The 26,069-nt window shown below is 61.0% G+C and carries 25 protein-coding genes; 8 read left to right on the top strand and 17 right to left on the bottom strand.

Going from position 1 to position 26,069, the window contains the following annotated elements; all coding sequences use genetic code 11:
• Window positions 1–175: 175 nt before the first annotated feature.
• From CKW19_RS07900 to CKW19_RS07940, 9 genes are all read right to left on the bottom strand, one after another.
• A complete protein-coding gene (locus CKW19_RS07900; protein WP_095057391.1) occupies window positions 176–499 on the bottom strand; it encodes a DUF3392 domain-containing protein in 324 nt (107 codons plus the stop codon).
• Window positions 500–521: 22 nt separating this feature from the next.
• Entirely contained in the window at window positions 522–1,727 is a 1,206-nt protein-coding gene (gene hemW, locus CKW19_RS07905; RefSeq protein ID WP_095057392.1) for a radical SAM family heme chaperone HemW, read from the bottom strand.
• Window positions 1,724–2,320 carry an RdgB/HAM1 family non-canonical purine NTP pyrophosphatase gene (rdgB, locus tag CKW19_RS07910; protein WP_095057393.1) on the bottom strand — a complete coding sequence of 199 codons (597 nt, stop codon included), beginning with the start codon at window positions 2,318–2,320 and terminating at the stop codon, window positions 1,724–1,726. Before rdgB ends, hemW begins: the two co-directional genes overlap by 4 nt.
• Window positions 2,317–2,751 carry a DUF4426 domain-containing protein gene (locus CKW19_RS07915; protein ID WP_095057394.1) on the bottom strand — a complete coding sequence of 145 codons (435 nt, stop codon included), beginning with the start codon at window positions 2,749–2,751 and terminating at the stop codon, window positions 2,317–2,319. The genes rdgB and CKW19_RS07915 overlap by 4 nt, the downstream gene beginning before the upstream one ends.
• 26 nt (window positions 2,752–2,777) lie before the next feature.
• On the bottom strand, window positions 2,778–3,398 hold the full coding sequence (metW, locus tag CKW19_RS07920; RefSeq protein ID WP_095057395.1) for a methionine biosynthesis protein MetW: 621 nt from the start codon (window positions 3,396–3,398) through the stop codon (window positions 2,778–2,780).
• A 7-nt stretch (window positions 3,399–3,405) separates the two neighbouring features.
• On the bottom strand, window positions 3,406–4,545 hold the full coding sequence (locus CKW19_RS07925; RefSeq protein WP_095057396.1) for a homoserine O-acetyltransferase: 1,140 nt from the start codon (window positions 4,543–4,545) through the stop codon (window positions 3,406–3,408).
• A 182-nt stretch (window positions 4,546–4,727) separates the two neighbouring features.
• Window positions 4,728–5,318, bottom strand: a complete 591-nt coding sequence (locus tag CKW19_RS07930; RefSeq protein WP_095057397.1) for a YggT family protein — start codon at window positions 5,316–5,318, stop codon at window positions 4,728–4,730.
• Between the two features lie 10 nt (window positions 5,319–5,328).
• Entirely contained in the window at window positions 5,329–6,147 is an 819-nt protein-coding gene (proC, locus tag CKW19_RS07935; protein ID WP_095057398.1) for a pyrroline-5-carboxylate reductase, read from the bottom strand.
• A gap of 21 nt (window positions 6,148–6,168) precedes the next feature.
• Window positions 6,169–6,867, bottom strand: a complete 699-nt coding sequence (locus CKW19_RS07940; protein WP_095057399.1) for a YggS family pyridoxal phosphate-dependent enzyme — start codon at window positions 6,865–6,867, stop codon at window positions 6,169–6,171.
• A 56-nt stretch (window positions 6,868–6,923) separates the two neighbouring features.
• Here CKW19_RS07940 and CKW19_RS07945 point away from each other — a divergent pair, with 56 nt between their 5' ends.
• Complete coding sequence (locus tag CKW19_RS07945; protein WP_095057400.1) at window positions 6,924–7,958, top strand: type IV pilus twitching motility protein PilT; 1,035 nt, start codon at window positions 6,924–6,926, stop codon at window positions 7,956–7,958.
• 139 nt (window positions 7,959–8,097) lie between these two features.
• On the opposite strand, the gene CKW19_RS07950 is transcribed toward CKW19_RS07945, so the two are convergent.
• On the bottom strand, window positions 8,098–8,715 hold the full coding sequence (locus CKW19_RS07950; protein ID WP_095057401.1) for a C40 family peptidase: 618 nt from the start codon (window positions 8,713–8,715) through the stop codon (window positions 8,098–8,100).
• Window positions 8,716–8,965: 250 nt separating this feature from the next.
• Here CKW19_RS07950 and CKW19_RS07955 point away from each other — a divergent pair, with 250 nt between their 5' ends.
• The gene (locus tag CKW19_RS07955; RefSeq protein ID WP_095057402.1) at window positions 8,966–9,394 is read left to right on the top strand and encodes a TM2 domain-containing protein; all 429 of its coding nucleotides are present in this window, start codon (window positions 8,966–8,968) and stop codon (window positions 9,392–9,394) included.
• 97 nt (window positions 9,395–9,491) lie between these two features.
• Here CKW19_RS07955 and CKW19_RS07960 read toward each other — a convergent pair whose 3' ends face one another.
• From CKW19_RS07960 to gshB, 7 genes are all read right to left on the bottom strand, one after another.
• Complete coding sequence (locus CKW19_RS07960; RefSeq protein WP_095057403.1) at window positions 9,492–10,763, bottom strand: dihydroorotase; 1,272 nt, start codon at window positions 10,761–10,763, stop codon at window positions 9,492–9,494.
• Window positions 10,760–11,764 carry an aspartate carbamoyltransferase catalytic subunit gene (locus CKW19_RS07965; protein ID WP_007897943.1) on the bottom strand — a complete coding sequence of 335 codons (1,005 nt, stop codon included), beginning with the start codon at window positions 11,762–11,764 and terminating at the stop codon, window positions 10,760–10,762. Before CKW19_RS07965 ends, CKW19_RS07960 begins: the two co-directional genes overlap by 4 nt.
• 27 nt (window positions 11,765–11,791) lie before the next feature.
• Window positions 11,792–12,295 (bottom strand): bifunctional pyr operon transcriptional regulator/uracil phosphoribosyltransferase PyrR, encoded by a 504-nt coding sequence (gene pyrR, locus CKW19_RS07970; RefSeq protein WP_095057404.1) that lies wholly within the window; start codon window positions 12,293–12,295, stop codon window positions 11,792–11,794.
• Window positions 12,296–12,377: 82 nt separating this feature from the next.
• A complete protein-coding gene (gene ruvX, locus CKW19_RS07975) occupies window positions 12,378–12,815 on the bottom strand; it encodes a Holliday junction resolvase RuvX (protein ID WP_095057405.1) in 438 nt (145 codons plus the stop codon).
• Window positions 12,815–13,387 (bottom strand): YqgE/AlgH family protein, encoded by a 573-nt coding sequence (locus CKW19_RS07980; RefSeq protein ID WP_095057406.1) that lies wholly within the window; start codon window positions 13,385–13,387, stop codon window positions 12,815–12,817. The genes ruvX and CKW19_RS07980 overlap by 1 nt, the downstream gene beginning before the upstream one ends.
• Before the next feature lie 182 nt (window positions 13,388–13,569).
• Window positions 13,570–14,469, bottom strand: a complete 900-nt coding sequence (locus CKW19_RS07985; RefSeq protein ID WP_095057407.1) for an energy transducer TonB — start codon at window positions 14,467–14,469, stop codon at window positions 13,570–13,572.
• A 77-nt stretch (window positions 14,470–14,546) separates the two neighbouring features.
• Window positions 14,547–15,500, bottom strand: a complete 954-nt coding sequence (gshB, locus tag CKW19_RS07990) for a glutathione synthase (RefSeq protein ID WP_095057408.1) — start codon at window positions 15,498–15,500, stop codon at window positions 14,547–14,549.
• A gap of 359 nt (window positions 15,501–15,859) precedes the next feature.
• Here gshB and pilG point away from each other — a divergent pair, with 359 nt between their 5' ends.
• The 6 genes from pilG (at window position 15,860) to CKW19_RS08020 (ending at window position 25,927) form a co-directional block, all read left to right on the top strand.
• On the top strand, window positions 15,860–16,264 hold the full coding sequence (pilG, locus tag CKW19_RS07995; protein ID WP_095057409.1) for a twitching motility response regulator PilG: 405 nt from the start codon (window positions 15,860–15,862) through the stop codon (window positions 16,262–16,264).
• A 57-nt stretch (window positions 16,265–16,321) separates the two neighbouring features.
• Window positions 16,322–16,687, top strand: a complete 366-nt coding sequence (pilH, locus tag CKW19_RS08000; protein ID WP_027926574.1) for a twitching motility response regulator PilH — start codon at window positions 16,322–16,324, stop codon at window positions 16,685–16,687.
• 10 nt (window positions 16,688–16,697) lie between these two features.
• Window positions 16,698–17,237, top strand: coding sequence for a chemotaxis protein CheW (locus CKW19_RS08005; RefSeq protein ID WP_095057410.1), 540 nt, complete (start codon window positions 16,698–16,700; stop codon window positions 17,235–17,237).
• A 138-nt stretch (window positions 17,238–17,375) separates the two neighbouring features.
• Window positions 17,376–19,436, top strand: coding sequence for a methyl-accepting chemotaxis protein (locus CKW19_RS08010; RefSeq protein ID WP_095057411.1), 2,061 nt, complete (start codon window positions 17,376–17,378; stop codon window positions 19,434–19,436).
• A gap of 37 nt (window positions 19,437–19,473) precedes the next feature.
• Window positions 19,474–25,476 carry an Hpt domain-containing protein gene (locus CKW19_RS08015; protein ID WP_095057412.1) on the top strand — a complete coding sequence of 2,001 codons (6,003 nt, stop codon included), beginning with the start codon at window positions 19,474–19,476 and terminating at the stop codon, window positions 25,474–25,476.
• Window positions 25,469–25,927 carry a chemotaxis protein CheW gene (locus CKW19_RS08020; RefSeq protein ID WP_095057413.1) on the top strand — a complete coding sequence of 153 codons (459 nt, stop codon included), beginning with the start codon at window positions 25,469–25,471 and terminating at the stop codon, window positions 25,925–25,927. Before CKW19_RS08015 ends, CKW19_RS08020 begins: the two co-directional genes overlap by 8 nt.
• Window positions 25,928–26,069 lie beyond the last annotated feature (142 nt).

Here is a 26,069-nt window from a genome sequence, read left to right on the forward strand (position 1 = left end):
AATCAGCGGCGGTCGGCAAACGCCAGTACCCGTAACCCGGCTGAATACGGCAAGTGCGTATCACGTCCAACCTGTAGGAGCCGGCTTGCTGGCGATGGAGTGTCAGTCAACGTTGAGGTGGCTGACCCACATCGCCAGCAAGCCGGCTCCTACGGTTTTTTTGCGCGCCCCGATATCAGCGGCGGTCGGCAACTACGCCAATCAACACCAGTACCACCAGCAACACCGGCGCGAGGCTGTAGTTGTTGAACTGGCTCAGGCCGCGAACAACCCAAGGCGTGGCATAGATCAGCGCAGCGCCGCTGCCGATCATGCACAGCAGGGCCATCATCGGTACGCGCAGGGCGCCGGCAATGTTGCCCAGGCGTTGCTCGACCCAGCCTTTGAAATCCGCACCGAACAGCACCAGCAGGCAGCCCACCAGGGCCAGGGCGATTTCCGAGAGATTGCTGCGGCTCCAGCGAGACACGGTGGCGAGCAGGTCGAGTACCAAATCCATTCGTTTTCCCTTAAGGCTGAAATCAGCTCAGAAATTTCTGCAACAAGTCGTTGAGGAAGAGTTGTCCGCGCTCGGTAGCCGCCAGACGTGACGGTTCGACCTGCAATAGGCCGCTTTGTTCGGCTTCGCGACGCGCTTCGGCGAGGCTTTCCAGTGTCATGCCGGTGCGCTCCGGATAGAGCCGCGATTCGACGCCCTCCGTCAGGCGTAGCGCGTTCATCAGGAATTCGAACGGCATTTCATCGTTGGTCAGCGCTTTCTCGCCCGCCTTGAAGCTTTTCGACGGGTTCAGGTAATCCTTTGGCAAACGCGTCTTCCAGGTGCGGACGATGCGCCCGTCCGGATGGCTGAGCTTGCCGTGGGCACCGGCACCGATACCGATGAAGTCACCGAAACTCCAGTAATTGAGGTTGTGCCGCGCCGGGCGACCGGGTTGGGCATAGGCCGAGACTTCGTATTGCGCGTAACCGTGTTCGGCCAGCAGCGCTTGGCCCGCCTCCTGAATGTCCCACAAGGTATCGTCTTCCGGCAGCGTCGGCGGCTGGTTCCAGAACACCGTGTTCGGTTCCAGAGTCAGCTGATACCACGACAGGTGCGTCGGTTTCAGGGCGATGGCGGTGCGCAGGTCATTAAGGGCGTCGTCCAGGGATTGATCGGGCAAACCGTGCATCAAATCCAGGTTGAAGTTATCGAACCCGGCCTGACGTGCCATGCCCGCGGCGCGGACGGCTTCGTCACCGTTGTGAATCCGGCCCAGCGCCTGGAGTTTTTCCTGCTGAAAGCTTTGGATGCCGATCGACAGGCGATTGATCCCCAGTTTCCGGTAGGCCACAAACTTGTCTTGTTCGAAGGTTCCCGGATTGGCCTCCAGGGTGATTTCGATGTCGCTGGCAAACGGGATGCGCTGTTCGACGCCTTTGAGCAAGCGACCCAAGGCCTCGGCACTGAACAGGCTCGGCGTGCCTCCACCAAAGAAGATCGAACTCAACTCGCGGCCATAAACGGCGTGCAGATCCTGATCGAGATCCGCCAGCAGTGCATCGACGTACTCCTCTTCCGGCAGCACGGGGCTGGCGGTGTGGGAGTTGAAGTCGCAATAAGGGCATTTACGCACGCACCACGGGATGTGGATGTACAGCGCGAGAGGGGGCAGCACGGGCAGGGCGGCCCGAGGCGATTGCGCATCGCCGCCGAAGATCAGCGGCGACGCGGTGGATTCGCGGGTCATTTCAGGCCCAGACGCTGGCGCAGCAGATCCATTGCACGGGCGCGGTGGCTGATCTGGTTCTTGTCGGCCGGGCTCAACTCGGCGCTGGAGCAGTTGCGCTCCGGCACCCAGAACAGCGGGTCGTAGCCAAAACCGTGTTCGCCACTGGCAGCGGTCAGGATGTGCCCGTGCCACAGGCCTTCGCAGAGGATCGGTAACGGATCGTCGGCGTGACGCACCAGCGCCAACACACAGACGAACTGTGCACCGCGTTCAGCTTCAGGCACGTCTTTGAGCACGTCGAGCAGTTTGGCGTTGTTCGCCGCGTCGCCCTTGCCGTCGGCGTAACGCGCCGAATAGATGCCTGGCGCGCCGCCGAGGAAATCCACCGCCAGCCCGGAATCGTCGGCCAGCGCCGGAAGCCCGGAAATGCGTGCGGCATTGCGTGCTTTGAGGATGGCGTTTTCGACGAACGACAAACCCGTCTCTTCAGGCTCGATGCTGCTGAACTCGCCGATCGAGCGCAGGTGCACCGACTCGCCGAGCATGGCCTGGAGTTCTTTGAGTTTGCCGGCGTTATGGCTGGCCAATACGAGTTGCGTGAAGTTGATCATTGGCCGGGGAAGAGCTCTTGGTTGAAATTGATGGTGTTGATTTTGTCACCGGTCTGCACCTTGATGTCGAAGGTGCGGACTTCCTGCTGATCCACCGGAAATTGCGCGATGTAGTAGATCGCGCCTTGCTCGGTGATCTGCTTGAACTTCAGAGGCACGGTTTGGCTGGTCAGGTCTTTGACCGAGCCACTGACCTGGGCCATCAGTGGCTTGCCCTCCTTGATGACCGAAATGTTGATCACACCCTGGTTCTTGCTGCGGATCAGTTCAGCCGATTTGGCGATATCGGGTGTCAGGTACGTGGAGTTGAAGGTGTTGTAGTGCACCGTCACGTCGCCAAAGGTTTCCTGGCGCTCGCCCTTGATGGCGTCGGCGGCCGCGGCGGTGACGCTCAGGCAGGCAGTGAGTAGAAACAGCGCTAGACGACCCATGATCGTTCTCCTCGAAATGTGGTGGTTCAGACCGCGACCTTGTGGTCTGCAAGCCCGGGGCTGCTGACGCGGTAAATACCGATCTCACCTAACAGATTAGGCCAAAGCTTACTGGCCCACCCGTGTCGATGCTGTTGATCCACGGCAAGCCGATCAATGACCTTCGCTTCACGTTCGCGGCACAAGGCTTCAAAGTCGGCGAAGGTGCAGAAGTGAATGTTCGGCGTGTTGTACCAGGTGTACGGCAGGAATTCGGAAACCGGCATCCGGCCCTTGCTCGCCAGGTACCAGCGGCAGCGCCAGTGGCCGAAATTGGGGAAGGTGATGATGCATTGGCGGCCGACGCGCAGCATTTCGTCGAGGATCTTGTCCGGGTAATGCACGGCTTGCAGCGCCTGGGTCATGACCACGACGTCGAAGCTGTTGCTGGCGAAGTTGCCCAGGCCCTTGTCCAGGTCCTGCTCGATGACGTTGATGCCCTTGGCTATGCACTCGGCGATGTTGTCCGCGTCGTTTTCCAGGCCGTAGCCGGTCACTTGCTTGTTGTCGCGCAGCCACGTCAGCAGCTCGCCGTCGCCGCAACCGAGGTCGAGCACGCGGCTGCCGGCGGGGATCCATTCCTGGATGATTTCCAGATCAGCTCTCATGGCTATCTCACAACGTAATGCGGTTCATGTAATTGCCGAACGCCTGCAAGTAACGCGGGATCGGAATCAGAAAGGCGTCGTGGCCTTGCGGCGCATCGATCTCGAGGTAGCACACGTCTTTGCGCGCCGCCATCAGCGCATCCACCAGTTCCCGCGAACGGGCAGGGGAAAAGCGCCAGTCGGTGGTGAACGACATCACGCAGAACTTGGCTGTGGCGTTTTCGAAGGTTTTTGCCAGGTTATCGTCGAAGTTGGCCGCCGGATCGAAATAGTCCAGGGCCTTGGTCATCAACAGATAAGTGTTGGCGTCGAAACGCCCGGAAAACTCTTCGCCCTGATAGCGCAGGTAGCTTTCGACCTGGAACTCGACGCTGTGGAAGTCGTAGTTGAGCTTCTCGCTTTTCAGGCCGCGACCGAATTTCTCGCCCATGGAATCGTCGGACAGGTAGGTGATGTGCCCGACCATCCGCGCCAGCATCAGCCCGCGTTTGGGGATCACACCTTGTTCCTGGAACGAACCGCCGTGGAATTCGGGATCGGTGAGGATCGCCTGGCGCGCCACTTCGTTGAAGGCAATGTTTTGCGCCGACAGCTTGGGGGCCGAGGCGATGGCCAGGCAGTGACGGATACGCTCAGGGTAGGTGATGCTCCATTGCATCGCCTGCATGCCGCCGAGACTGCCGCCGATCACCGCCGCGAATTGGCGGATACCCAGCAAATCGGCCAGCCGCGCCTGGCTGTGCACCCAGTCTTCCACGGTCAACACCGGGAAGTCGGCGCCGAACGGTTTGCCAGTTTCCGGATTGATGCTGCTCGGGCCGGTGGAACCGTTGCAGCCGCCGAGGTTGTTCAGGCTGACCACGAAGAACTTGCTGGTATCGATCGGTTTGCCGGGGCCGATGCAACTGTCCCACCAACCGGGCTTGCGGTCGTCGACGCTGTGATAACCGGCAGCGTGGTGATGGCCGGACAAGGCGTGACAGATCAGCACAGCGTTGCTCGCCGTGGCGTTCAGCGTGCCGTAGGTTTCGTAGATCAGGTCATAGGCTGGAAGCGAGCGACCGCAGGCCAACGCCAGGGGTTCGCTGAAGTGCGCCGTTTGCGGCGTCACCAGACCAACAGAATCGGGGGGGAAGGCAGCTGGCATCGACCCTGCTCTCATTGAAATGAGGCGTAAGTCTAAAGACCGCTGGGGTTAGCGGCAAGCAACGATCGGGCCTGAATTTTCCCTGTAGGACCGAGGTGTGGCCATCGCGAGCGAGCTCGCTCCTACAGGGGGAACGCATTCCAATGCAGGAGCGAGCCTGCTCGCGATGAACGATGACGCGATTAGATCAGAATGCGCAGGATTTCCGGCATCATCGTCATGGCAGCAAGGTTGTTGATCACCAGCATGTCGATCAGCTTGAGTGCCAGGAACGCGAAGATCGGCGACAGATCCAGCCCGCCCAGGTTGGGCAGGAACTTGCGGAACGGCGCCAGGGCCGGTTCGCAGAGGTCGTTGACCAGTTCAGCGCCCGGGTTATGGCTGCCCGGAGCGACCCAGGACAGAATCACGCTGATGATCAGGGCGAAGAAGAAAATCTTCAGGAACAGCGCGGTCACGCCGATGAGCGACCAAATCAGCAGTTGCAGCGGGTTGCCGGTGGTGCCGTAGGTCAGCAGCAGGGTCAGGGCCATCAGTGCCAGTTGCACCAGAATCGCCAGCACCAGCGAGGACATGTCCAGGCCGAACATGCTCGGGATGATCCGGCGCAGTGGTTTGAGCAGCGGCTGGGTAGCCTTCACGATGAACTGGCAGAGCGGGTTGTAGAAGTTCGCCCGCACCAGTTGCAGCACGAAGCGCATCAGCACGATCAGCAGGTAAAGGCTGCCGAGGGTTTGCAGCACGTAGACCGCTGCAGTGTTCAATCCAATCATGAAAAGCTCCTTATTTGCCCAGTTGTTCGGCCATCTCGGCCGAGCGGTGCGCGGCGGCGCCGAGTGCTTTTTCGACCAGAGATTCGAAACCGTTGGCCTGGAACGACTTGATGGCGGCTTCCGTGGTGCCCGCAGGCGAGGTCACGCGACGGCGCAACTCAGCGGCGTCGACGTCGCTGGAGACGGCCATATGCGCGGCGCCCAAGGCAGTTTGCAAGGTGAGTTGCGCTGCGATGTCCGTTGGCAGGCCAAGTTTTACGCCGGCAGCGGTCATCGCCTCGATCAGCAGGAAGAAGTACGCCGGACCCGAACCGGAAACGGCGGTGACGGCGTCCAGTTGCTGCTCTTCATCCAGCCACAGGGCGATGCCGACTGCGGACAGCAGCTCTTGAGCCTGTTGACGCTGATCGGCAGTCACTTCGGCGGTCGCGAACAAACCGCTCACGCCCTGACGCAACAGGGCCGGGGTGTTGGGCATGCAGCGCACAATCGGCTGGGCGCCGAGCCAGTTGTTCATGCTGGCGCAAGTGATACCGGCGGCAATCGATACCACCAGTTGATTGGGCTTGAGGCTTGGGCGAAGGGCTTCGCAGACGGTTTTCATCGCCTGGGGTTTGACCGCCAGCACGACCACGTCGGCGCCTTCGATGGCCTGGGCGTTGTCAGCGAAGGTTTCGATGCCGTGCTCGGCGCTCACGCGGGCGCGGGTTTCGTCACCCGGATCGCTGGCGCGGATCTGCGCGGCATCCAGACCCTTGGCCCGCAGGCCGCCGATCAGGCTGGCGGCCATGTTGCCGGCACCGATAAAGGCAATACGCGTCTTGCTCATGTCAGGTCCTTAAAAGAGAGTTCATGGTTGACCATGCATTTGTGAATAGTCGCGAGCACCAAACAGGGCGGTACCAATACGCACCCAGGTGGCGCCTTGGGCAATGGCCGATTCGAGATCGTGGCTCATGCCCATGGAAAGTGTGTCGAGTGGCAGGTTCAGGCTGACTTGCAGGCTTTGCACAGCAGCAAAGGCAGCATCCTGTTCGGCGCGGTCGTCAGTCGGCTCGGGAATCGCCATCAATCCGCGTAACTTCAAGCGCGGCAGGGCGCTGATGGCATGGGCCAGGGCCGGCAGGTCGGCTGGCGTGCAGCCGGATTTGCTGGCTTCACCGCTGACATTGACCTGGATACAGATGTTCAAGGGCGGTAAATCGGCAGGGCGTTGCTCGGACAGACGTTGTGCGATTTTCAGACGATCCACGGAATGCACCCAGTCGAAATGCTCGGCGATGGCGCGAGTCTTGTTCGATTGAATGGGGCCGATGAAGTGCCAGATCAAGGCCAGGTCAGCCAGTTCAAGCTGCTTGCCCAGTGCCTCTTGCAGGTAGTTCTCACCAAAGTCACGCAGGCCGGCTGCATAGGCTTCGCGCAGGGCTTCGGCGGGTTTGGTCTTGCTCACGGCCAGCAGCTGGACGCTGTTTTCGGCGCGGTTGGCAGCAAGTGTTGCGGCATGTATGCGCGAACTAACCTGAAGAATGTTGTCTGCTATGGTGGACATCAAGAGGCGCCAGCGGTCTGAAGGTTCGCGGCATTCTACTGGAATTGAGAGGCGCAATGGATATCACTGAACTGCTGGCGTTCAGCGCCAAACAGGGTGCATCCGATCTGCATTTATCTGCCGGCCTGCCGCCGATGATTCGGGTGGATGGCGATGTACGACGGATCAATCTGCCGGCGCTGGACCATCAGCAAGTCCAGGCGCTGATCCACGCCATCATGAACGACACCCAGCGAGGGGACTTCGAGAAACACCTGGAAACCGACTTTTCGTTCGAAGTGCCTGGTGTGGCGCGTTTTCGGGTCAATGCGTTCCACCAGAACCGTGGTGCGGGCGCGGTGTTCCGCACCATTCCCTCGAAAGTGCAAAGCATGGAAGAGCTGGGCATGGGCGAAGTGTTTCGCAAAATGACCGATGCACCACGCGGCCTGGTGTTGGTCACCGGGCCGACCGGTTCCGGCAAATCGACCACGCTGGCGGCGATGATCGACTACCTCAACACCCACCGCCATCACCACATTCTCACCATCGAAGATCCCGTCGAATTCGTGCACGAACCGCGTAAATGCCTGATCAATCAGCGCGAGGTGCACCGCGACACCCGCAGTTTCGCCGCAGCCCTGCGCTCGGCATTGCGCGAAGACCCTGATGTGATTCTGGTGGGGGAGATGCGTGACCTGGAGACCATTCGCCTGGCATTGACCGCCGCCGAGACGGGCCACCTTGTGTTCGGCACCTTGCACACCACATCGGCGGCGAAGACCATCGACCGGGTGGTGGACGTGTTTGCGCCAGACGAGAAAGCGATGGTGCGTTCGATGCTCGCTGAATCGCTGGTGGCCGTGGTGTCGCAGACACTGATCAAGAAGATTGGCGGCGGGCGCATTGCCGCGCACGAAATCATGCTGGGGACATCTGCGATCAGGAATTTGATCCGCGAGAACAAGGTGGCGCAGATGTTCTCGTCGATTCAGTCGGGCGGGTCGTTGGGGATGCAGACGCTGGATATGAGCTTGAAGGAATTGGTGAACAGAGGGTTGATCAGTCGAGATCATGCGCGGGAGAAGGCGCGGTCACCGGATGGTTTTTGAGGGATAGTGCTACCTGTGGCGAGGGAGCTTGCTCCCGCTGGGCTGCAAAGCAGCCCCAAAAATCTGGGAGCGCTGCGCACTCCAGCGGGAGCAAGCTCCCTCGCCACAAGTGTTCGGCTTCAGACGAGCACTTGGCTAATCAGCGCTGAACAACCCGCAACGCGTTCTGTTCTTTTGGCAGTACGCGCTTGGCAACCACGTAGTGCTTTTCCCAGTACGGCTTCTTCAGGGTGTCGATGGAAACCGACTTGCCACGACGCGGTGCGTGGATGAAGCGGTCGTTGCCCAGGTAGATGGCAACATGATTGACTCGACGGCTCTTGATGTTGAAGAAAATCAGGTCGCCCGGCTTCAGGTCTTCGCGATCCACTTTCTCGCCATGACCCTTGGCCATGGCATTGGACGTGCGAGGCAGGTCAAAGGTGGCGTCGTTGAACGCATACTTCACCAGACCGCTGCAATCGAAGCCTTTGCTCGGGCTGCTGCCGCCCCAACGGTACGGCGTACCCAGGACGTTCACAGCGCGGCTCAGCACATTGCTGCTTTCCTTGGATGCCATAGGTGGCACCAGGCTGCTTTTGCTGGTCAACTCTGGAGCGGTTTTGACCGATTTACTGCTTTTGCTGGAAGGGGCAGAAGCGTGGGATTTTGGGGTGTAACCATTAACGTTTGGAAGACGTTGCTCACGATTGGTGGCGTGGGCGGCCAGTGGCATCAAAAGGCAAATGGTTAGCCATGTCTTTAAAAATGAACGCATTAAGCAAGGCTCGGATAGGTGAACGCGCAACTTTATAACAGCTTTTTTTGCCGTTCCGAGGCCGTTGGTCGATTCAACCCGGAGGTCAACGGAACCAATCAAGCGGCATTTGGGTGAAATTGTCGGACAGAAGTCAGGTGCTATAAGGCTTTGGCGGGAATGACAGTAGCATTTGCCATACGTCGGGTGCCTGTAAAAAAGTCACAAAGAATTCAAGAATATTTATCTATCGTGTGAAACGAGGTTATCCATGAACCCCTATCAACAAACTGTTCAGCAGCAAGATACGCACAGCAAAGTCATCGGTTATTTGCTGTGGGTTTTTGGTTTTACCGGTGCTCACCGCTTCTATTACGGAAAGCCGGTGACCGGAACGATCTGGTTCTTCACCTTTGGATTGCTGGGGATTGGCTGGCTCATCGACCTGTTCCTGATTCCGGCAATGGACCGCGAGGCTGATTTTCGGTTTACCGCAGGGCCGATCGAATACAACGTGGCGTGGATTCTGCTGACGTTTCTCGGCGTATTCGGTGTGCACCGGATGTATCAGGGGAAATGGATCAGCGGGCTGCTGTACCTGGTGACGGGCGGGTTGTTCTTTTTGGGAGTGCTGTATGACTTCTGGACGCTGAATGATCAGGTTTCGGTGCGTAACGCCCAGAATCGCGGCGCCTTTTAAGTAAGCCATCGCTAGCAGGCTAGCTCCCACAGGGGATTTGTGTTGTTCACAGATCCTGTGTGGGAGCTAGCCTGCTAGCGATTGGGGCAACGCGGTCTTAAGCCTGGTGGCTGATCCGTCCGTCCACCAGGGTGTAACGCACTACGCCCGGCAGGCTGTGGCCAATGAACGGGCAGTTCTCGCCTTTCGACAGCCAGGTTTCACCCGCGACGGTCGAAGCCGCAGGGTCGAACAGCACGATATCCGCCGCACCACCCACCGCCAATTTGCCCGCCGGCAGGCGCAAGGCCTCGGCAGGACCGGCACTGAGGCGTGCCAGCAGCGTCGGCAAATCCAGCAAGCCGTCTTCCACCAGTGTCATCGCCAGGGGCAGCAGCAATTCAACACTGCTGATGCCCGGTTCGGTCGCGCCGAACGGTGCCAGTTTGGCGTCACGCTCGTGGGGTTGGTGGTGGCTGGAAATGGCCGAGATCACCCCTGACTTCACCGCAGCACGCAGGCCATCGCGGTCGGCGCGGGTGCGCAGCGGCGGCTGGACGTGATACAGGCTGCTGAAATCGATCAGCGCTTCGTCGGTCAGGATCAATTGATACAGCGCCACGTCCGCCGTGACGTTCAGGCCGCGAGCCTGAGCCTGGGCAATCAGTTCCACGCCACGGGCGCTGGTGAGCTGGCTGAAGTGCGCGCGCACGCCACTTTGCTCGACCAGAAGCAGGTCTCGGGCCAGAGCCACGGTTTCGGCGCTTTCCGGAATGCCCGGCAGGCCAAGGAAACTGGCAGTCGGGCCTTCGTGGGCCAGTCCGCCTTCGGCGAGGTCGTGATCCTGGGAGTTGAAAATCACCGTCAGGTCGAAGGTAGCCGCGTACTCCAGCGCCCGACACAGGGTGCGGGTGTTGCGGAAACTCTCCAGACCATTGCCGAAGGCCACGCAACCGGCATCGCGCAGGGCGACCAGTTCTGCCAGCTGTTCGCCGTCCAGGCCTTTGCTCAGGGCGCCGATCGGGAAGACTTTGGTGTTGCCGGCCTCACGGGCGCGGTCGAGGATCAGTTCGGCCACGGCCGAGGTGTCCAGCACCGGTTTGGTTTTTGGCGGACAGCACAGGCTGGTAACGCCACCGGCCGCGGCGGCGCGGGTTTCGCTGACGATCGAGCCTTTACGGCTGTAACCCGGCTCGCGCAGGGCGACGTTGAGGTCGACCAGGCCAGGCGCGGCCACCAGGCCTTGGGCGTCGAGGGTGTCGACGGCGACAAAACCGGCCGGTGCGGCGCCAAGGGCGACGATCTTGCAGGCTTCGATATGAATGTCGGTCACTTGATCCAGGCCGCTGCTTGGATCGATGACGCGTGCGCCGAGAATGCTGAGCTTCACTGGGCGTTCTCCTGCTCGAATTGGCGCTGGGCTGTCTGCCCGCTCATGGCCATGGACAGCACGGCCATACGAATCGCGATGCCGTAGGTGACCTGGTTGAGGATCACCGAGTGCGGACCGTCGGCCACCGCCGACTCAATCTCCACGCCGCGGTTGATCGGCCCCGGGTGCATGACGATGCAATCGGGTTTGGCCCCGGCCAGGCGCGCGGTGGTCAGGCCGAACAGGCGGTAGAACTCACCTTCGCTCGGCAGCAGGCCACCGGTCATGCGCTCACGCTGCAAGCGCAGCATGATCACCACGTCGACGTCTTTCAGGCCTTCGGTCATGTCGGTGTAAACCTTCACACCGTATTGCTCGATGCCGATCGGCAGCAGGGTTTTCGGTGCAATCACGCGAATGTCCGGGCAGCCGAGGGTTTTCAGCGCCAGCATGTTCGAGCGTGCGACCCGCGAGTGCAGGATGTCACCGACGATGGCCACCGAGAGGTTTTCGAAGCCACCCTTGTGCCGGCGAATGGTGAGCATGTCGAGCATGCCCTGGGTCGGGTGCGCGTGACGGCCGTCGCCACCGTTGATGATTGCCACTTGCGGGCACACATGCTCGGCGATGAAGTGCGCGGCGCCGGAGTCACCGTGGCGCACAACGAACATGTCGGCAGCCATGGCTTCAAGATTGCGCAGGGTATCGAGCAGGGTTTCCCCCTTGCTTGCCGACGATGTCGACACGTTCAGGGTAATCACGTCTGCCGACAGGCGCTGGGCCGCCAGTTCGAAGGTGGTGCGGGTGCGGGTCGAGTTCTCGAAGAACACGTTGCACACGGTCTTGCCGCGCAACAACGGGACTTTTTTCACAGCCCGTGCGCCCACTTCGAGGAAGGAGTCGGCAGTGTCGAGGATTTCCGTCAGCAACTCGCGGCGCAAACCGTCGAGCGAGAGGAAGTGACGCAGCTGGCCCTGATCATTGAGCTGCAGCGGGCGCTTGGTTTCTAGAGGCGTCATCGCGAGGGGGACTCTCAATAGGGCGAATTAAAGGGCGAGGTCTTGCAGTTCGAGCGCAAGCTCCGGACCGGACAGCTTCACGCGCTCGTGGGCGGCCAGCGACAGGGTCGCACCGACCACGTTCGGACGGATCGGCAGTTCGCCGGCGTCCAGGTCTAGCAGGCACACCAGCGTCACGCTGGCCGGACGGCCGTAGTCGAACAATTCATTCAGGGCGGCGCGGACGGTCCGGCCGCTCATCAGCACGTCATCGATCAGCACCAGGTGCTGGCCTTCGATTTCGAACGGTAGCGCCGAAGGGCGCACTTGCGGGTGCAGGCCGTTCTGGCTGAAGTCGTCGCGATAGAAGGAAACATCCAGGGTGCCGAGGGGCTCGTCGCTGCCCAGTTCCTTGAGCAAGGCCTGGGCGACCCAGACGCCGCCGGTACGAATGCCGATGTAGCGCGGTTCGCTGATAGCACGGTGTTCCAGATGGGCCTTTAGACGCGTGGCCATCTGGCTGATCAGTTCGGCGGGATTGGGCAGGCTCATGGTTGCTCCTTCTTGGGCCCGAGCCGGTGCTGCTTCAACGGCAGGCTCGGGTTGTAGCTAAGAGAGGCGTGTAAACGACTCGTCAGGATTCGAACAATGCAGTGTTTGCGTCGAGCCAGCCTTGCAGCAGCAGGGCGGCGGCGATGGCGTCGACCGGGTTGTCGCGGTAGCTGCCCTTTTGTCCGCCGCGATCACGTCGCTCGCCTTTGGCTTCAAAGGTCGTCAGGCGTTCATCGTGGGTGTAGAAGGGCAGGTTGAAACGGCCGTTCAAACGGCGGGCGAACTTTTCGGCTCGCAGGCACATGTCGCTCGGTGTGCCGTCCATGTTCAATGGCAGGCCAACCACCACGGCATCGGGTTTCCACTCTTTAATGAGGGCCTCGACCTGGTTCCAGTCAGGAATGCCGTTCTGCGCTTTCAAGGTGCACAGCTCACGGGCCTGGCCGGTGATCACCTGGCCGACCGCAACGCCGATCTGTTTGGTGCCGTAGTCGAATCCGAGAATCAGCCGCAGGGCCATCAGGCGTGCCCCGCCTGGCTGGTGAGCAGGCTGAGATTGACGCCCAGGTGTTTGGCGGCCGCTTCCAGGCGCATTTCGCTGCTGGTATTGAACAGGATGTCGGCGTCGAAGGGGCAATTCAGCCAGGCGTTCTGGGCCAGTTCGGCCTCCAGTTGACCGGCTTCCCAGCCCGCATAACCGAGGGCAATCAGGCTTTTAGCCGGACCGACACCGTCAGCGATGGCGAACAATACGTCCTGAGAGGTCGACAGGGACAATTCGTCCTCCAGATCAACGGTTGCCTGGAAGCTCAGACCTTTAGGGTGCAGCACAAAACCGCGATCGGTCTGTACCGGGCCACCAATGAAGATCGGCACATGCTGGCAGAGCGCTGGCGGCTCGATGTCCGGGCGCAATTGCTCAAGAATATCGGCCAGGCTCAGGTCTTGCGGACGGTTGATCACCAGCCCCATGGCACCATTGGCCGAGTGCTCGACGATATAGGTCAAGGTGTGCGCAAAGTTCGGGTCGGCCATGTGTGGCATGGCGATCAGGAATTGATGCTTGAGGTAGCTGGGGCTGACGTTTTTCATGAGCGCTAGTGTGGCGTTCGAGGGGCGAACTGACAAGCTGGGGAGTGATGTTTGCTTGAGATTGGTCGCTGGTTCGCATGGTCAAACGGGTGTAACGCGGTCCTGTAGGAGCCGGCTTGCTGGCGAATGCGATTTCAAGGACGCCATCGCCAGCAAGCCGGCTCCTACAGGTCATAGGCCCATCAGTTGCTGGACAGTCGATCGCCGCGGGCAAACTTCCAGGTGCGGATGATTTCCAGGCGGTCGATGTCCGACAGGTCGCCGGTAAACGGTGCAAAAGGCGCCGCCAGTCGCACAATCCGCTGGGCCGCCTGATCCAGCAGCGGTTGCCCGGAAGATTCCAGCACCAGCACTTCATACAACGAGCCGTCGCGGTTGATCGAAACCATCAGGCGCAGGTTGCCGTAGATCTGTTTGCGCCGTGCTTCGTCGGGGTAATTGAGGTTGCCGATACGCTCGACCTTCTTGCGCCATTCGTCTTTGTACCAGGCGCCCTTGTCGCGCATGGTCGAGGCGGCGCTCAGGCGGTGGATGCGCGGGCGCTTGGCGTACAGCTGTTGTTCGGCCGCCAGTTCCGCTTCGAGGCTGGCGATGTCGCTGGACAACTGCTCGCTGTCGAACGTCGGCGCCTGGACCATGGGTTTGGCTTCGGTCTTGGGCTCTTCGGTCTTGGCGGGGGCTTTTTTCGGTTTTGGCGCGATGGTGGTCACGGCAGCCTTTGGCGGCGCTTGCTGCACTTCTGGCTTGGCGGCCGGTGGTGGCGTGACCTTCTGTACTTTGTTGTCCTGGAAGGGCGCGACCTCGGTGGTCTTGGGAATCGCCTTTTTATCCAGGGTGCCGCTGCCTTGCTGATTTTCCTGGGCGAGGAAGTCGGCTTTTTCAGGCTTTTTTTCGCTTTTGAACGTGGCGAGGGTGATTTCCAGGGTTTTGCTGATCTGCTTGGGCTCGACCACTGCAAACCCGACGCCCAGCAACAGCGCCAAGTGGATCAGCGCCGCGAGAAACAGGGTAAAACCGAGGCGATCGGCCGGGCGCACGCCACGGTGGGCGAGTTCTGCGGGCAGATCGGACGGGAGTGTCATGACAAGGAAACCAACATCGCGTTTTTCACAGGCCGGGCATGATAACGCAATGTGGGTTCTTCATCGGCTGTTCTATATCAACGCGCTTTGAGCTTCTGATCGATGGCATCCATGAGCATGCCGCCGATGTCGGTGCCAAACGCGTTGTCAATCTCGCGAATGCACGTCGGGCTGGTGACGTTGATTTCGGTCAGGTGCTCGCCGATCACGTCCAGGCCAACGAACAGCAGGCCTTTTTCACGCAGGGTCGGGCCGACTTGTGCGGCGATCCAGCGATCCTTGTCGGTCAGCGGGCGCGCTTCGCCACGGCCACCGGCCGCCAGGTTGCCACGGGTTTCGCCCGCTGCGGGAATGCGCGCCAGGCAGTAGTCCACCGGCTCGCCGTCGATCATCAGGATGCGTTTGTCGCCGTCCTTGATCGCCGGCAGGTAGGCCTGGCCCATGATCTGCTGGGCGCCGAGGGCGGTCAGGGTTTCGAGGATCACCGAAAGGTTCGGGTCGCCAGCGCGATGACGGAAGATCGACGTGCCGCCCATGCCGTCCAGCGGCTTGAGGATCACATCGCCGTGTTTGGCGGCGAATTCACGCAGCACGTCGGCACGGCGGCTGACCACGGTCGGCGGCGTGCACTGCGGGAACAGCGTAGCGAACAGCTTTTCGTTGCAGTCACGCAGGCTTTGCGGCTTGTTGACGACCAGCACGCCGGCGCGCTCGGCCTGTTCCAGCAGATAAGTGGAGTAGACGAATTCCATGTCGAACGGCGGATCCTTGCGCATCAGGATCACGTCCAGATCGCTCAGCAACGCATCGCTTTCGGCGCCCAGTTCGAACCATTTTTCCGGGTTGGCGAACACCTGCAACGGCCGCATCCGCGCCCGGGCCTGGCCTTCGGCCTGGTACAGGTCGCGCTGCTCCATATAGAACAGTTCCCAGCCACGCTTCTGCGCGGCCAGCAGCATGGCCAGCGAGCTATCCTTTTTATAGGAGATGCTGGCGATAGGGTCCATGACAATCCCGACGCGAACGCTCATTGGGTTTTCCTCGAAATTTGGGGGGGCGAGAACCGCTTTTCTGTAGGAGCGAGCATGCTCGCGATGAACCCAAGAACACCGCGGGGTGTCAGGTTTCCCGCGTCATCGTTGACGTCAATCGCGAGCATGCCCGCTCCTACAGTTAATAGAAGCAGTGCCGTATAAAAGTGGCGTCAGAGTGGCGCTGAGTGTGTTCCCGGTCAAGGAAAAACCACCTTGAGGGTCGGCCGATAGATTGGTACTGGAGACTGTGCTAAAAAGACTGCCGAGTGGTACAGGCCCTTGAGTATCAAGGGCTTCGAGCCGCGTTAGCCGGCAAACGGACAATTTGTTTCGCAAAGGCGACGGTAGAGCATTTTATGGAACAGCAAACCAGCGCCTTGAAGGTCATGGTGATCGACGATTCGAAGACGATTCGCCGCACCGCCGAAACGCTGCTCAAGAATGTGGGTTGTGAGGTCATCACGGCTATCGACGGTTTCGATGCCCTGGCCAAGATTGTCGATAACCACCCAGGCATCATCTTTGTCGACATCATGATGCCGCGCCTGGATGGCTACCAGACCTGCGCCCTGATCAAGAACAACAGCGCGTTCAAGTCCACGCCAGTGATTATGCTGTCGTCCAAGGACGGGCTGTTCGACAAGGCCAAGGGGCGCATCGTCGGCTCCGATCAGTTTTTGACCAAGCCGTTCAGCAAGGAAGAATTGCTTGATGCGATCCAGGCCCATGTGCCGGGGTTCGCCGCTGTATTGCCGCAGTAGGACACGCACAGTGATGCTCGGCCAACGGGTCCGGCGTCGACAAAAATGGGGAAGACCATGGCACGTATTCTGATCGTCGATGATTCGCCGACCGAAATGTACAAACTGACCGGCATGCTGGAAAAGCACGGTCATGAAGTGTTGAAAGCCGAAAACGGTGCCGACGGCGTTGCGCTGGCCCGTCAGGAAAAGCCCGACGCGGTCCTGATGGACATCGTCATGCCCGGCCTCAATGGTTTCCAGGCGACCCGTCAGCTGACCAAAGACCCGGACACCGGGCACATCCCGGTGATCATCATCACCACCAAGGATCAGGAAACCGACAAGGTCTGGGGCACGCGCCAGGGCGCCAAGGATTACCTGACCAAGCCGGTCGATGAAGAAACCCTGATCAAGACCTTGAACAACGTACTGGCCGGTTGATCGGTCGCCCATGAACGAATCGCTGACGGCTTTCGAGCTGCTGCTGCAGATCGACCAGCGCTGTCGTTTGCTGGCGGCGGACTTGCCGTCCCAGCCGACTCGACGGGACAGTTGGAGCGGCATCGGTTTTCGCCTGGGCGAGCACTGGTACGTGGCTCCCATGAGGGAAGTCTGCGAGGTGCTGCACGAACCACGCTTCACTCAGCTGCCGGGGGTCAAACCCTGGGTCAAGGGTGTCGCCAATTTGCGCGGACGCTTGCTGCCGATCATGGATCTGGGGGGCTTCTTCGGGCATGAGCAGTCGGCGGCGCGCAGGCAACGGCGGGTGTTGGTGGTCGAGCATGAGGATGTGTTTGCCGGGCTGATGGTCGATGAGGTCTTCGGCCTCCAGCACTTTGCCCAGGACAGCCTGGAGCCGGTGTCGGCAGATGATTTGCGGGGGCCGATGTCGACGTTCGTCAAAGGGCGTTTTCAGCGTGAGCAGTGCTGGCAGGTGTTCAGCCCGTTTGCGTTGGCGCAGTCCCAAGGGTTCATGAACGTCGCGTTGTAACTGCGACCCTTGTAGGAGCGAGCTTGCTCGCGATGGTGGATCAGTCGACACCCATGTGGCTGACATCCATCGCGAGCAAGCTCGCTCCTACAGGGATTTCGGCAAGCTGCGCAAGTGTGGGTTAACAGGCGAGTACCGATGACAAAAGCAAAAGCAGGCAAGCCAATGGAAGGGTCGCGCAGCCGGTCGCAGATTATCGTGCTGTTCATCGCGCTGATCATCTTCATCATGCTGCTGTTCGCCAACTTCGCGTACCTCAACACCCAGGCCACCTACGATAAACAGTACATCGGCCACGCCGGCGAGCTGCGCGTGCTGTCCCAGCGCATCGCCAAGAATGCCACCGAGGCTGCCGCCGGCAAGGCCGCTGCATTCAAATTGCTTAGCGACGCGCGCAACGATTTCGCCTTGCGCTGGGGTTATCTGAAGAAGGGTGACCCGTCCACCGGCCTGCCTCCGGCACCGTCCGCCGTGCGCCCTGAAATGCGGGCCGTGCAGCAGGACTGGGATCGCCTGCTGAAAAACACCGACGCCATTCTCTCCAGCGAACAGACCGTGCTGTCGCTGCATCAAGTCGCTGCGACACTGGCCGAAACCGTGCCGCAGTTGCAGGTCGAGTACGAAAAAGTCGTCGAGACCCTTTTGCAACGAGGTGCGCCCGCCGCGCAGGTGGCGATGGCCCAGCGTCAGTCGTTGCTGGCCGAGCGGATTCTGGGTGCGGTGAACACCGTGTTGTCCGGCGACGAAAACTCGCAACAGGCCGCCGACGTCTTCGGCCGTGATGCGGCGCAGTTCGGCAAAGTGCTCAACGGCATGCTCCAGGGCGACCCGGCGCTCAAGGTCAGCCAGGTGGAAGACCGCGATGCCCGTGCGCGGCTCCAGGAGATTTCCGAGCTGTTCGAATTCGTCTCGGGCTCGGTGGATGAAATCCTCGAAACTTCGCCGGAGCTGTTCAAGGTCCGGGAGTCGGCGACCAATATTTTCAGCCTGTCGCAAACCCTGCTCGACGAAGCCTCGCAGCTGGCCGGTGGTTTCGAAAACTTCGCCGGCGGACGCGACACCCATACCATCGGCGGCTATGTGCTGGGCTTGGCGGCGCTGATGTCGATCATCCTCATCGGTCTGGTGATGGTCCGTGAAACCAATCGCCAACTGCGCGAAACCGCCGAAAAAAACGAGCGCAACCAGAACGCGATCATGCGCCTGCTCGATGAAATCGAAGACCTGGCCGATGGCGACCTGACGGTAACAGCCTCGGTGACGGAAGATTTCACCGGCACCATTGCCGACTCGATCAATTACTCCGTGGACCAATTGCGTGATCTGGTGGCGACCATCAACCTCACCGCTGGCCAGGTCGCCGCTGCCGTGCAGGAAACCCAGGCCACCGCCATGCACCTGGCCCAAGCCTCGGAACATCAGGCCCAGCAGATTTCCGAAGCGTCCACGGCGATCAACGACATGGCCGAATCCATCGACCAGGTGTCGGCCAACGCCGCTGAATCCTCGGCGGTGGCCGAGCGCTCCGTGGAAATCGCCAACAAGGGCAACGAGGTGGTGCACAACACCATCCACGGCATGGACAACATTCGCGAGCAGATTCAGGACACCGCCAAGCGCATCAAGCGTCTGGGTGAGTCCTCTCAGGAAATCGGCGACATTGTCAGCCTGATCGATGACATTGCCGATCAGACCAACATCCTCGCCCTCAACGCCGCGATCCAGGCTTCCATGGCGGGCGATGCCGGGCGCGGTTTTGCCGTGGTCGCCGATGAAGTGCAGCGTCTGGCCGAGCGCTCGTCGGCCGCGACCCGGCAGATCGAAACCCTGGTGCGGGCAATCCAGACCGACACCAACGAAGCGGTCATCTCCATGGAGCAGACCACCACCGAGGTGGTGCGCGGCGCGCGACTGGCGCAGGATGCCGGGGTGGCCCTGGAAGAAATCGAAGGCGTCTCCAAGACCCTGGCGGCGCTGATCCAGAGCATTTCCAATGCCGCACAGCAGCAGACAACGTCGGCCGGGCAGATTTCCCTGACGATGAACGTGATCCAGCAGATCACCACACAGACGTCGTCTGGCTCCTCCGCCACGGCCGAGAGCATCGGCAACCTGGCGAAAATGGCCAGTCAGTTACGCCGGTCGGTGTCCGGCTTCACCTTGCCGGCGGCCAAGGCGCAGGTTGTGGATAAAGCTTGAACCGCCCATGGGTATCTGAATTGTGATTGGAGTGGTTATGGGTGATCGGCACGACTATGTGGCCCTGGAGTGGGTCAAAGGCGAGATTGCCGAAACGCTGAAGCAGGCTCATCACGCGATCGAAACCGTGCTCGATGACCCGCAGGCGACGCACGCGCTGGATGAAAGCCTTTCGTGCATCCATCAGGTTCACGGCAGTTTGCAGATGGTCGAGTTCTACGGCGCGGCCTTGCTCGCCGAAGAGATGGAACAGCTCGCCCTGGCCTTGCAGGACAATCGCGTGAGCCATCGCGACGAGGCGTTGCACCTGTTGATGCAGGCCTTGGGGCAATTGCCGATTTATCTGGATCGGATACAAGGCGCACGCCGCGATCTGCCGCTGGTTGTGCTGCCGCTGATCAACGATCTGCGCAGTGCCCGTGGCGAAAACCTGTTGTCGGAAACCAGTCTGTTCAGCCCACAACTGCCCGACTTACCGTCGCTGACGGATGAGGCGCTGGCACAGCTCGAGCCGGTGGATTTCCCCAGTGTGGTGCGCAAGCTGCGGCAGATGTTGCAGATGGCATTGGTGGGGTTTCTGCGTGAGCAGGACAGCGAAACCAACCTCGATTACCTGGCCAAAGTCTTCGCCCGCCTCGAAGGCGTGTCCGGCAACGCACCCTTGAGCCCGTTGTGGCAGATCGCTTCGGCGTTGGTCGAAGGCATGCGGAGCGGCGTGATCGCCAACAGCCCGGCACTGCGCAGTCTGTTCAAGGACGCCGACAAGGAACTCAAGCGCCTGCTCGAACAGGGCATGCGCGGCATCAATCAGCCGGCACCGCCGGAGTTGCTCAAGAGCTTGCTGTTCTACATAGCCAAGGCCGAACATCCCACCGGGCAGATGCTGACCATGAAAGAACGCTACTCACTGGACGACGCGCTGCCCGACAGCGCGATGGTCGATGAAGAACGCGCGCGGCTGGCCGGTCCCGACCGCGACGCCATGCGCTCGGTGCTGGCGGCACTCTGCGAAGAGCTGGTGCGGGTCAAGGAGCGCCTGGACCTGTTCGTACGCAGCGACCGCCAGCACACCTCCGATCTCGACAGCCTGCTGGCGCCTTTGCGGCAGATTGCCGACACCCTGGCGGTGCTGGGTTTCGGCCAGCCGCGCAAGGTCATCATCGATCAACTGGCGGTGGTGCTGAGCCTCGCCCAGGGCCAGCGTGCGCCGGATGACGCGATCCTCATGGACGTCGCCGGGGCGCTGCTCTACGTCGAAGCGACGCTGGCCGGCATGGTCGGCACCGTGGAACCCGAGAGCCAGGAAGACAGTCGCCTGCCGACCACTGACCTGACGCAGATCCACCAGATCGTGATCAAGGAGGCCCGCATCTGCTTGCAGCAGGCCAAGGACATGATCGTCGACTACATCGACGCGGACTGGGACTGCCAGCATTTGCAGGCATTGCCGGCCTTGCTGACTCAGGTGCGTGGCGCGCTGGCGATGATTCCGCTGAGCCGTGCGGCGAGCCTGGTCGAGACCTGCAATCACTTCATTCGCGAGCATTTGCTGCTTGAGCCGGGTCAACCGGGTTGGCAGGAACTGGACAACCTCGCCGACGTGATCACCAGCATCGAGTATTACCTTGAGCGTCTCAGCGATGACCCGGAAGCGCCTGGCGAAAGTGTGCTCGACGTCGCGGAAAAAGGTCTCGCGACCCTCGGCTTTTTCCCCAGCGAGCAACATGTACCGGTACTGGATGATGTGCTGAGCCCCAGTGAAGCGCAGTCCATGCAACTGATGCAGGAACTGGATGATCCGCAGCTCGTTCAGACCCTGGCCGACATGCTCGCCAGCCCGGTATCGTCGTTGAACCCTCCCGCGCTGAACACGCCGGGCAGCCTGTTGCCGCCTCCCGCCGGTGAGGAGCCGGTGGACGAGGAGCTGCGGGAAGTCTTCCTGGAAGAAACCGACGAAGTCCTGGAAATCCTTCGCGAATACCTGCCGCGCTGGTCGATCAACCCCGACAACCGCTCGGACCTCAGTGAACTGCGTCGCGCCTTTCATACGCTCAAGGGCAGCGGCCGGATGGTGCGCGCGCTGGTGCTTGGCGAGCTGGCCTGGGCGGTGGAAAACCTGCTCAACCGCGTGCTGGAGCACAGCGTCGAACCGGGTGCCACGGTGCAACAGCTGATCGGCGATGTGCTGAACCTGCTGCCGGGGCTGGTGGCCGAATACGCCGCGAACACCCAGCGTCAGCGCAACGATGTCGATCAGTTGGCCGCCCGCGCCCATGCCTTGGCCAAGGGTGCCGAGCCGGTGTCCGACGAGGACACGCAAGACGTGTCGGCGCTCGATCCGTTGTTGCTGGAGATCTTCCGCAAGGAGGCCGAAACCCATCTCGGCAGCCTTGACCGCTTCCTCGAGCAGGCCGCCGAACACGTGCCGTTGCAGGCCAGCGACGAGTTGCAACGGGCCTTGCACACCCTCAAGGGCAGCGCCTCCATGGCGGGTGTCCTGCCGATTGCCGAACTGGCGACGCCGCTGGATCAGTTGGCCAGGGAATACAAGGCGCATCGGATTGCCCTGGACCTGGACGAAGTCGAATTGTTGCTGGAAGCCGAAGGGCTGTTTCACTTGGGTTTGCGTCAACTCAAGCGCGATCCGCTGGCGACAATTCCTGGTGCCCAGCGCGTGATCGAGCAGGCCAGGGCCTTGCTGGCCGAACGTCTGGAAACCCACCTGAGCGAGCCAAACACCGGGCTGCGCCTCAAGCGTGATCCGCAGTTGATCAACAACTTCCTCGCCCAGGGTATGGACATTCTGCTGGACGCCGAAAGCCTGTTGGAGCGTTGGCAGCAACACCCCGGCGAGCGTCAGGAACTCAGCGCGCTGCTGGACGAACTGACCACCCTGGGCGAAAGCGCGCACCTGGCCGACCTGCATCCGGTGGATGAATTATGCGAAGCCTTGCTCGACCTCTACGGCGCTGTGGAAGAAAGCAGCCTGGCGGTCAGCGAACGGTTTTTCCAGGAGGCGCAGGGGGCCCACGAGGCGCTGATCAACATGCTCGACGAACTGGCCGCGGGCCAGGAAGTCAGCCCGCAACCGCAGCGGATCAGGGCTTTGCGCGACTTGCTCGATGAAGGCCTCGATCCATCGGCCATGGGCCTGATTCGCAGCGACGGCAGCCGCACCCTGAGCATCCGTGAATTGGGCGACGCCACAGCGGATCTGGCACGTTCCAATGTAGGAGCTGGCTTGCCAGCGATGGACGTCAGCGAAGTCGCGTTTCCATTGGAAGAACACGGTGCCGGTGAGTCCTTCGCTGGCAAGCCAGCTCCTACAGAGGGCCGAGCGGCCGGGCTGGACGATGAAATCGTCGAGATTTTTCTCGAAGAAGCGGTGGATATTCTCGAAAGCGCCGGCCAGGCCTTGCAACGCTGGCTGCGCGATCCGGACAACGCCGCGCCGCTGTCCTCCCTGCAACGGGACTTGCACACCCTCAAGGGCGGGGCGCGCATGGCCGAAGTCGGGCCGGTCGGTGACCTGGCCCATGAACTGGAGAGCCTTTACGAAGGCCTGGTCGATCGCCGCTACGCTTTCAGTAACGCGCTGGCCTTGCTGCTGCAACAGAGCCATGACCGCTTGGCACTGTATCTGGAACAGCTGCAACGCAATCAGTCCCTGAGCGGCAGCGAAGAGCTGATTGAGTCCATCCGCGCCTACCGTCAGGGGCACGCGGGCAACGCCGACGTGAGCGAACCCGCCGCCAGTAACGACTCGCCGGGCCATGATCCCGAGCTGCTGGAGATCTTCCTGGAGGAAGGTTTCGACATTATCGAAAGCTCAGGTGCAGCCCTGGCACGTTGGCAGGCGCAGCCTTCGAACCGTCAGGAAGTGGAAACCCTGCTGCGCGACCTGCACACCCTCAAGGGCGGCGCGCGGATGGTGGAAATCACCGCGATCGGTGATCTGGCCCATGAACTGGAGTTTCTCTACGAAGGCTTGTCCACCGGCATATTGCAGCCGACCCCACCGTTGTTTGCACTGTTGCAGCGCAGCCATGACCGGCTCGCCCAAATGCTCGATGCCGCCCGCGCCGGCGAGCCGATGCCACCGGCCGATCGCCTGATCGACGCAATCAAGAATTTCAGCCACCCGGCCGTGCCGCAAACATCTGTTGCACCCGCCACAGCAAAACCCGAACCGCTGGCACCGCAACAGGATGTCGGTGCGGACATGGTCAAAGTCTCGGCGGAGCTGCTCGATGATCTGGTCAACCTGGCCGGCGAAACGTCGATTTTTCGTGGCCGGATCGAACAACAGGTCAGCGATGCGCAGATCGCGCTGAACGAGATGGAAACCACCATCGAGCGGATGCGCGACCAGTTGCGCCGTCTCGACACCGAAACCCAGGGGCGCATTCTCAGTCGTCAGCACGTCGACGCGGAGCGTCTGGGCTACGAAGACTTCGACCCGTTGGAAATGGACCGTCATTCACAGTTGCAGCAATTGTCCCGCGCATTATTCGAATCCGCGTCCGACCTGCTCGACCTCAAGGAAACCCTCGATCGGCGCAATCAGGACGCGGAAAACCTGTTGCAGCAGCAGGGCCGCATCAACACGGAATTGCAGGAAGGCCTGATGCGCTCGCGCATGGTGCCGTTCGAGCGGATGCTGCCGCGTTTGCAGCGCATCGTCCGCCAGGTGGCCAGCGAGCTGGGCAAGGACGTGGATTTCATCGTCGATAACGCCGAAGGCGAGATGGATCGCAACGTGCTTGAACGCATGGCCGCGCCGCTGGAGCACATGCTGCGCAACGCGGTCGACCATGGCCTGGAGTCCGCCGAGGCTCGGTTGGCGGCGGGGAAACCGGCTAAGGGCAAGATCACCCTCGACCTGCTGCGCGAGGGCGGCGACATCATTTTCGACATCCGCGATGACGGCGCCGGTGTGCCGCTCGAAGCGGTGCGGCGCAAGGCGATCAAGCGCGGCCTGCTCGCCGCAGACAGTGTCATCAGCGATCACGACGTGTTGCAGTTCATCCTGCAACCGGGGTTTTCCACCGCCGAGAAAATCACCCAGATCTCTGGGCGCGGCGTCGGCATGGACGTGGTACACGAAGAGGTGCGGCAACTGGGTGGGACCATGAGCATCGATTCGGTGCCGGGGCAGGGCGTGCATTTCCGTATTCGCCTGCCGTTTACCGTGTCGGTCAACCGGGCGTTGATGGTGCAAGGTGGCGAGGATCAATACGCGATCCCGCTCAACACCATCGACGGTATCGTCCGCGTACTGCCCAATGAGCTCGAAGGTCATTACCGGCTCGATCCGCCAACCTACGAGTACGCGGGTCAGCGTTATGAGTTGGTTTACCTGGGCGAGTTGCTCAAAACCAGTCCCCGTCCGAAGCTGTTGGGCCAGAGCCTGCCGCTGCCGGTATTGCTGGTGCAGTGCAACGAACGGCACATCGCCGTGCAAGTGGATGCCATGGCCGGCACCCGCGAAATTGTGGTCAAGAGCCTGGGGCCGCAGTTTGCAGCGGTGCAAGGCGTGTCCGGGGCGACGATTCTCGGCGATGGCCGGGTGGTGCTGATTCTGGATTTGCTGGCACCGATCCGCGCCCTGCAAGCCCATGTGCCGCAACGTGCGTCGGGCCACGAGGTCGAGGCCGAGCCACAGCGGCCATTACTGGTGATGGTGGTCGACGATTCGGTCACGGTGCGCAAGGTCACCAGCCGTTTGCTCGAGCGTCATGGCATGAACGTGTTGACCGCCAAAGACGGCGTCGACGCCATGTTGCTGCTCGAAGAGCACATGCCCGACCTGATGCTGCTCGACATCGAGATGCCGCGCATGGATGGCTTCGAGGTCGCGACCCAGGTGCGTAATGACGAACGCCTGCAACACCTGCCGATCATCATGATCACCTCCCGTACCGGCCAGAAACACCGCGACCGCGCCATGGCCATTGGCGTCAACGACTACCTCGGCAAGCCGTACCAGGAATCGGTGCTGCTCGAAAGCATCGCCCTGTGGAGCAAAATTCATGCTTGAGCACCGCACCCGTCACCTCACCGGCCTGCTGCTGCCCCTGTCCGACCGCAACCTGATCTTGCCCAACGTCGCCGTTGCTGAACTGGTCGATTATCAGCAGGGCACGTTCGATCTGGACACACCGCCGTGGTATCTGGGGCGGGTGACTTGGCGCAACCGGCAGATTCCGCTGTTGAGTTTCGAATCGGCCTGTGGCCAGAAAACCGTGATTGGCGAGCGTGCACGCATCGTCATTCTCAATGCCCTTGGCGGTCGTGCGGATCTGAAATTTATCGCCCTGCTGGTGCAGGGCATTCCGCGCTCCTACAAGCTCGACAGTCAGTTGAGTTACGTGGACGTGCCGTTGTGTTCGCTGGAGCAGGCGGCGGTGCAAGTGGGGGATCAAGTGGCCAAGGTGCCGGATCTGTTGGCGCTTGAGGCGTTGCTGGTGGATGCCGGGTTGATCGGCTGATCGCGAGCAAGCTTGCTCCTACAGAGTTATCGGATGTACTCGGCATTGGCGTACAACCGAAATACCTGTAGGAGCTGGCTTGCCAGCGATGGGGCCGCCATGAACGCCGCCCATATTGATCGTTAACCTGAGCGTAACGATC

Source organism: Pseudomonas sp. Irchel s3f7 (assembly GCF_900187615.1).
Classification (GTDB): Bacteria; Pseudomonadota; Gammaproteobacteria; order Pseudomonadales; family Pseudomonadaceae; genus Aquipseudomonas.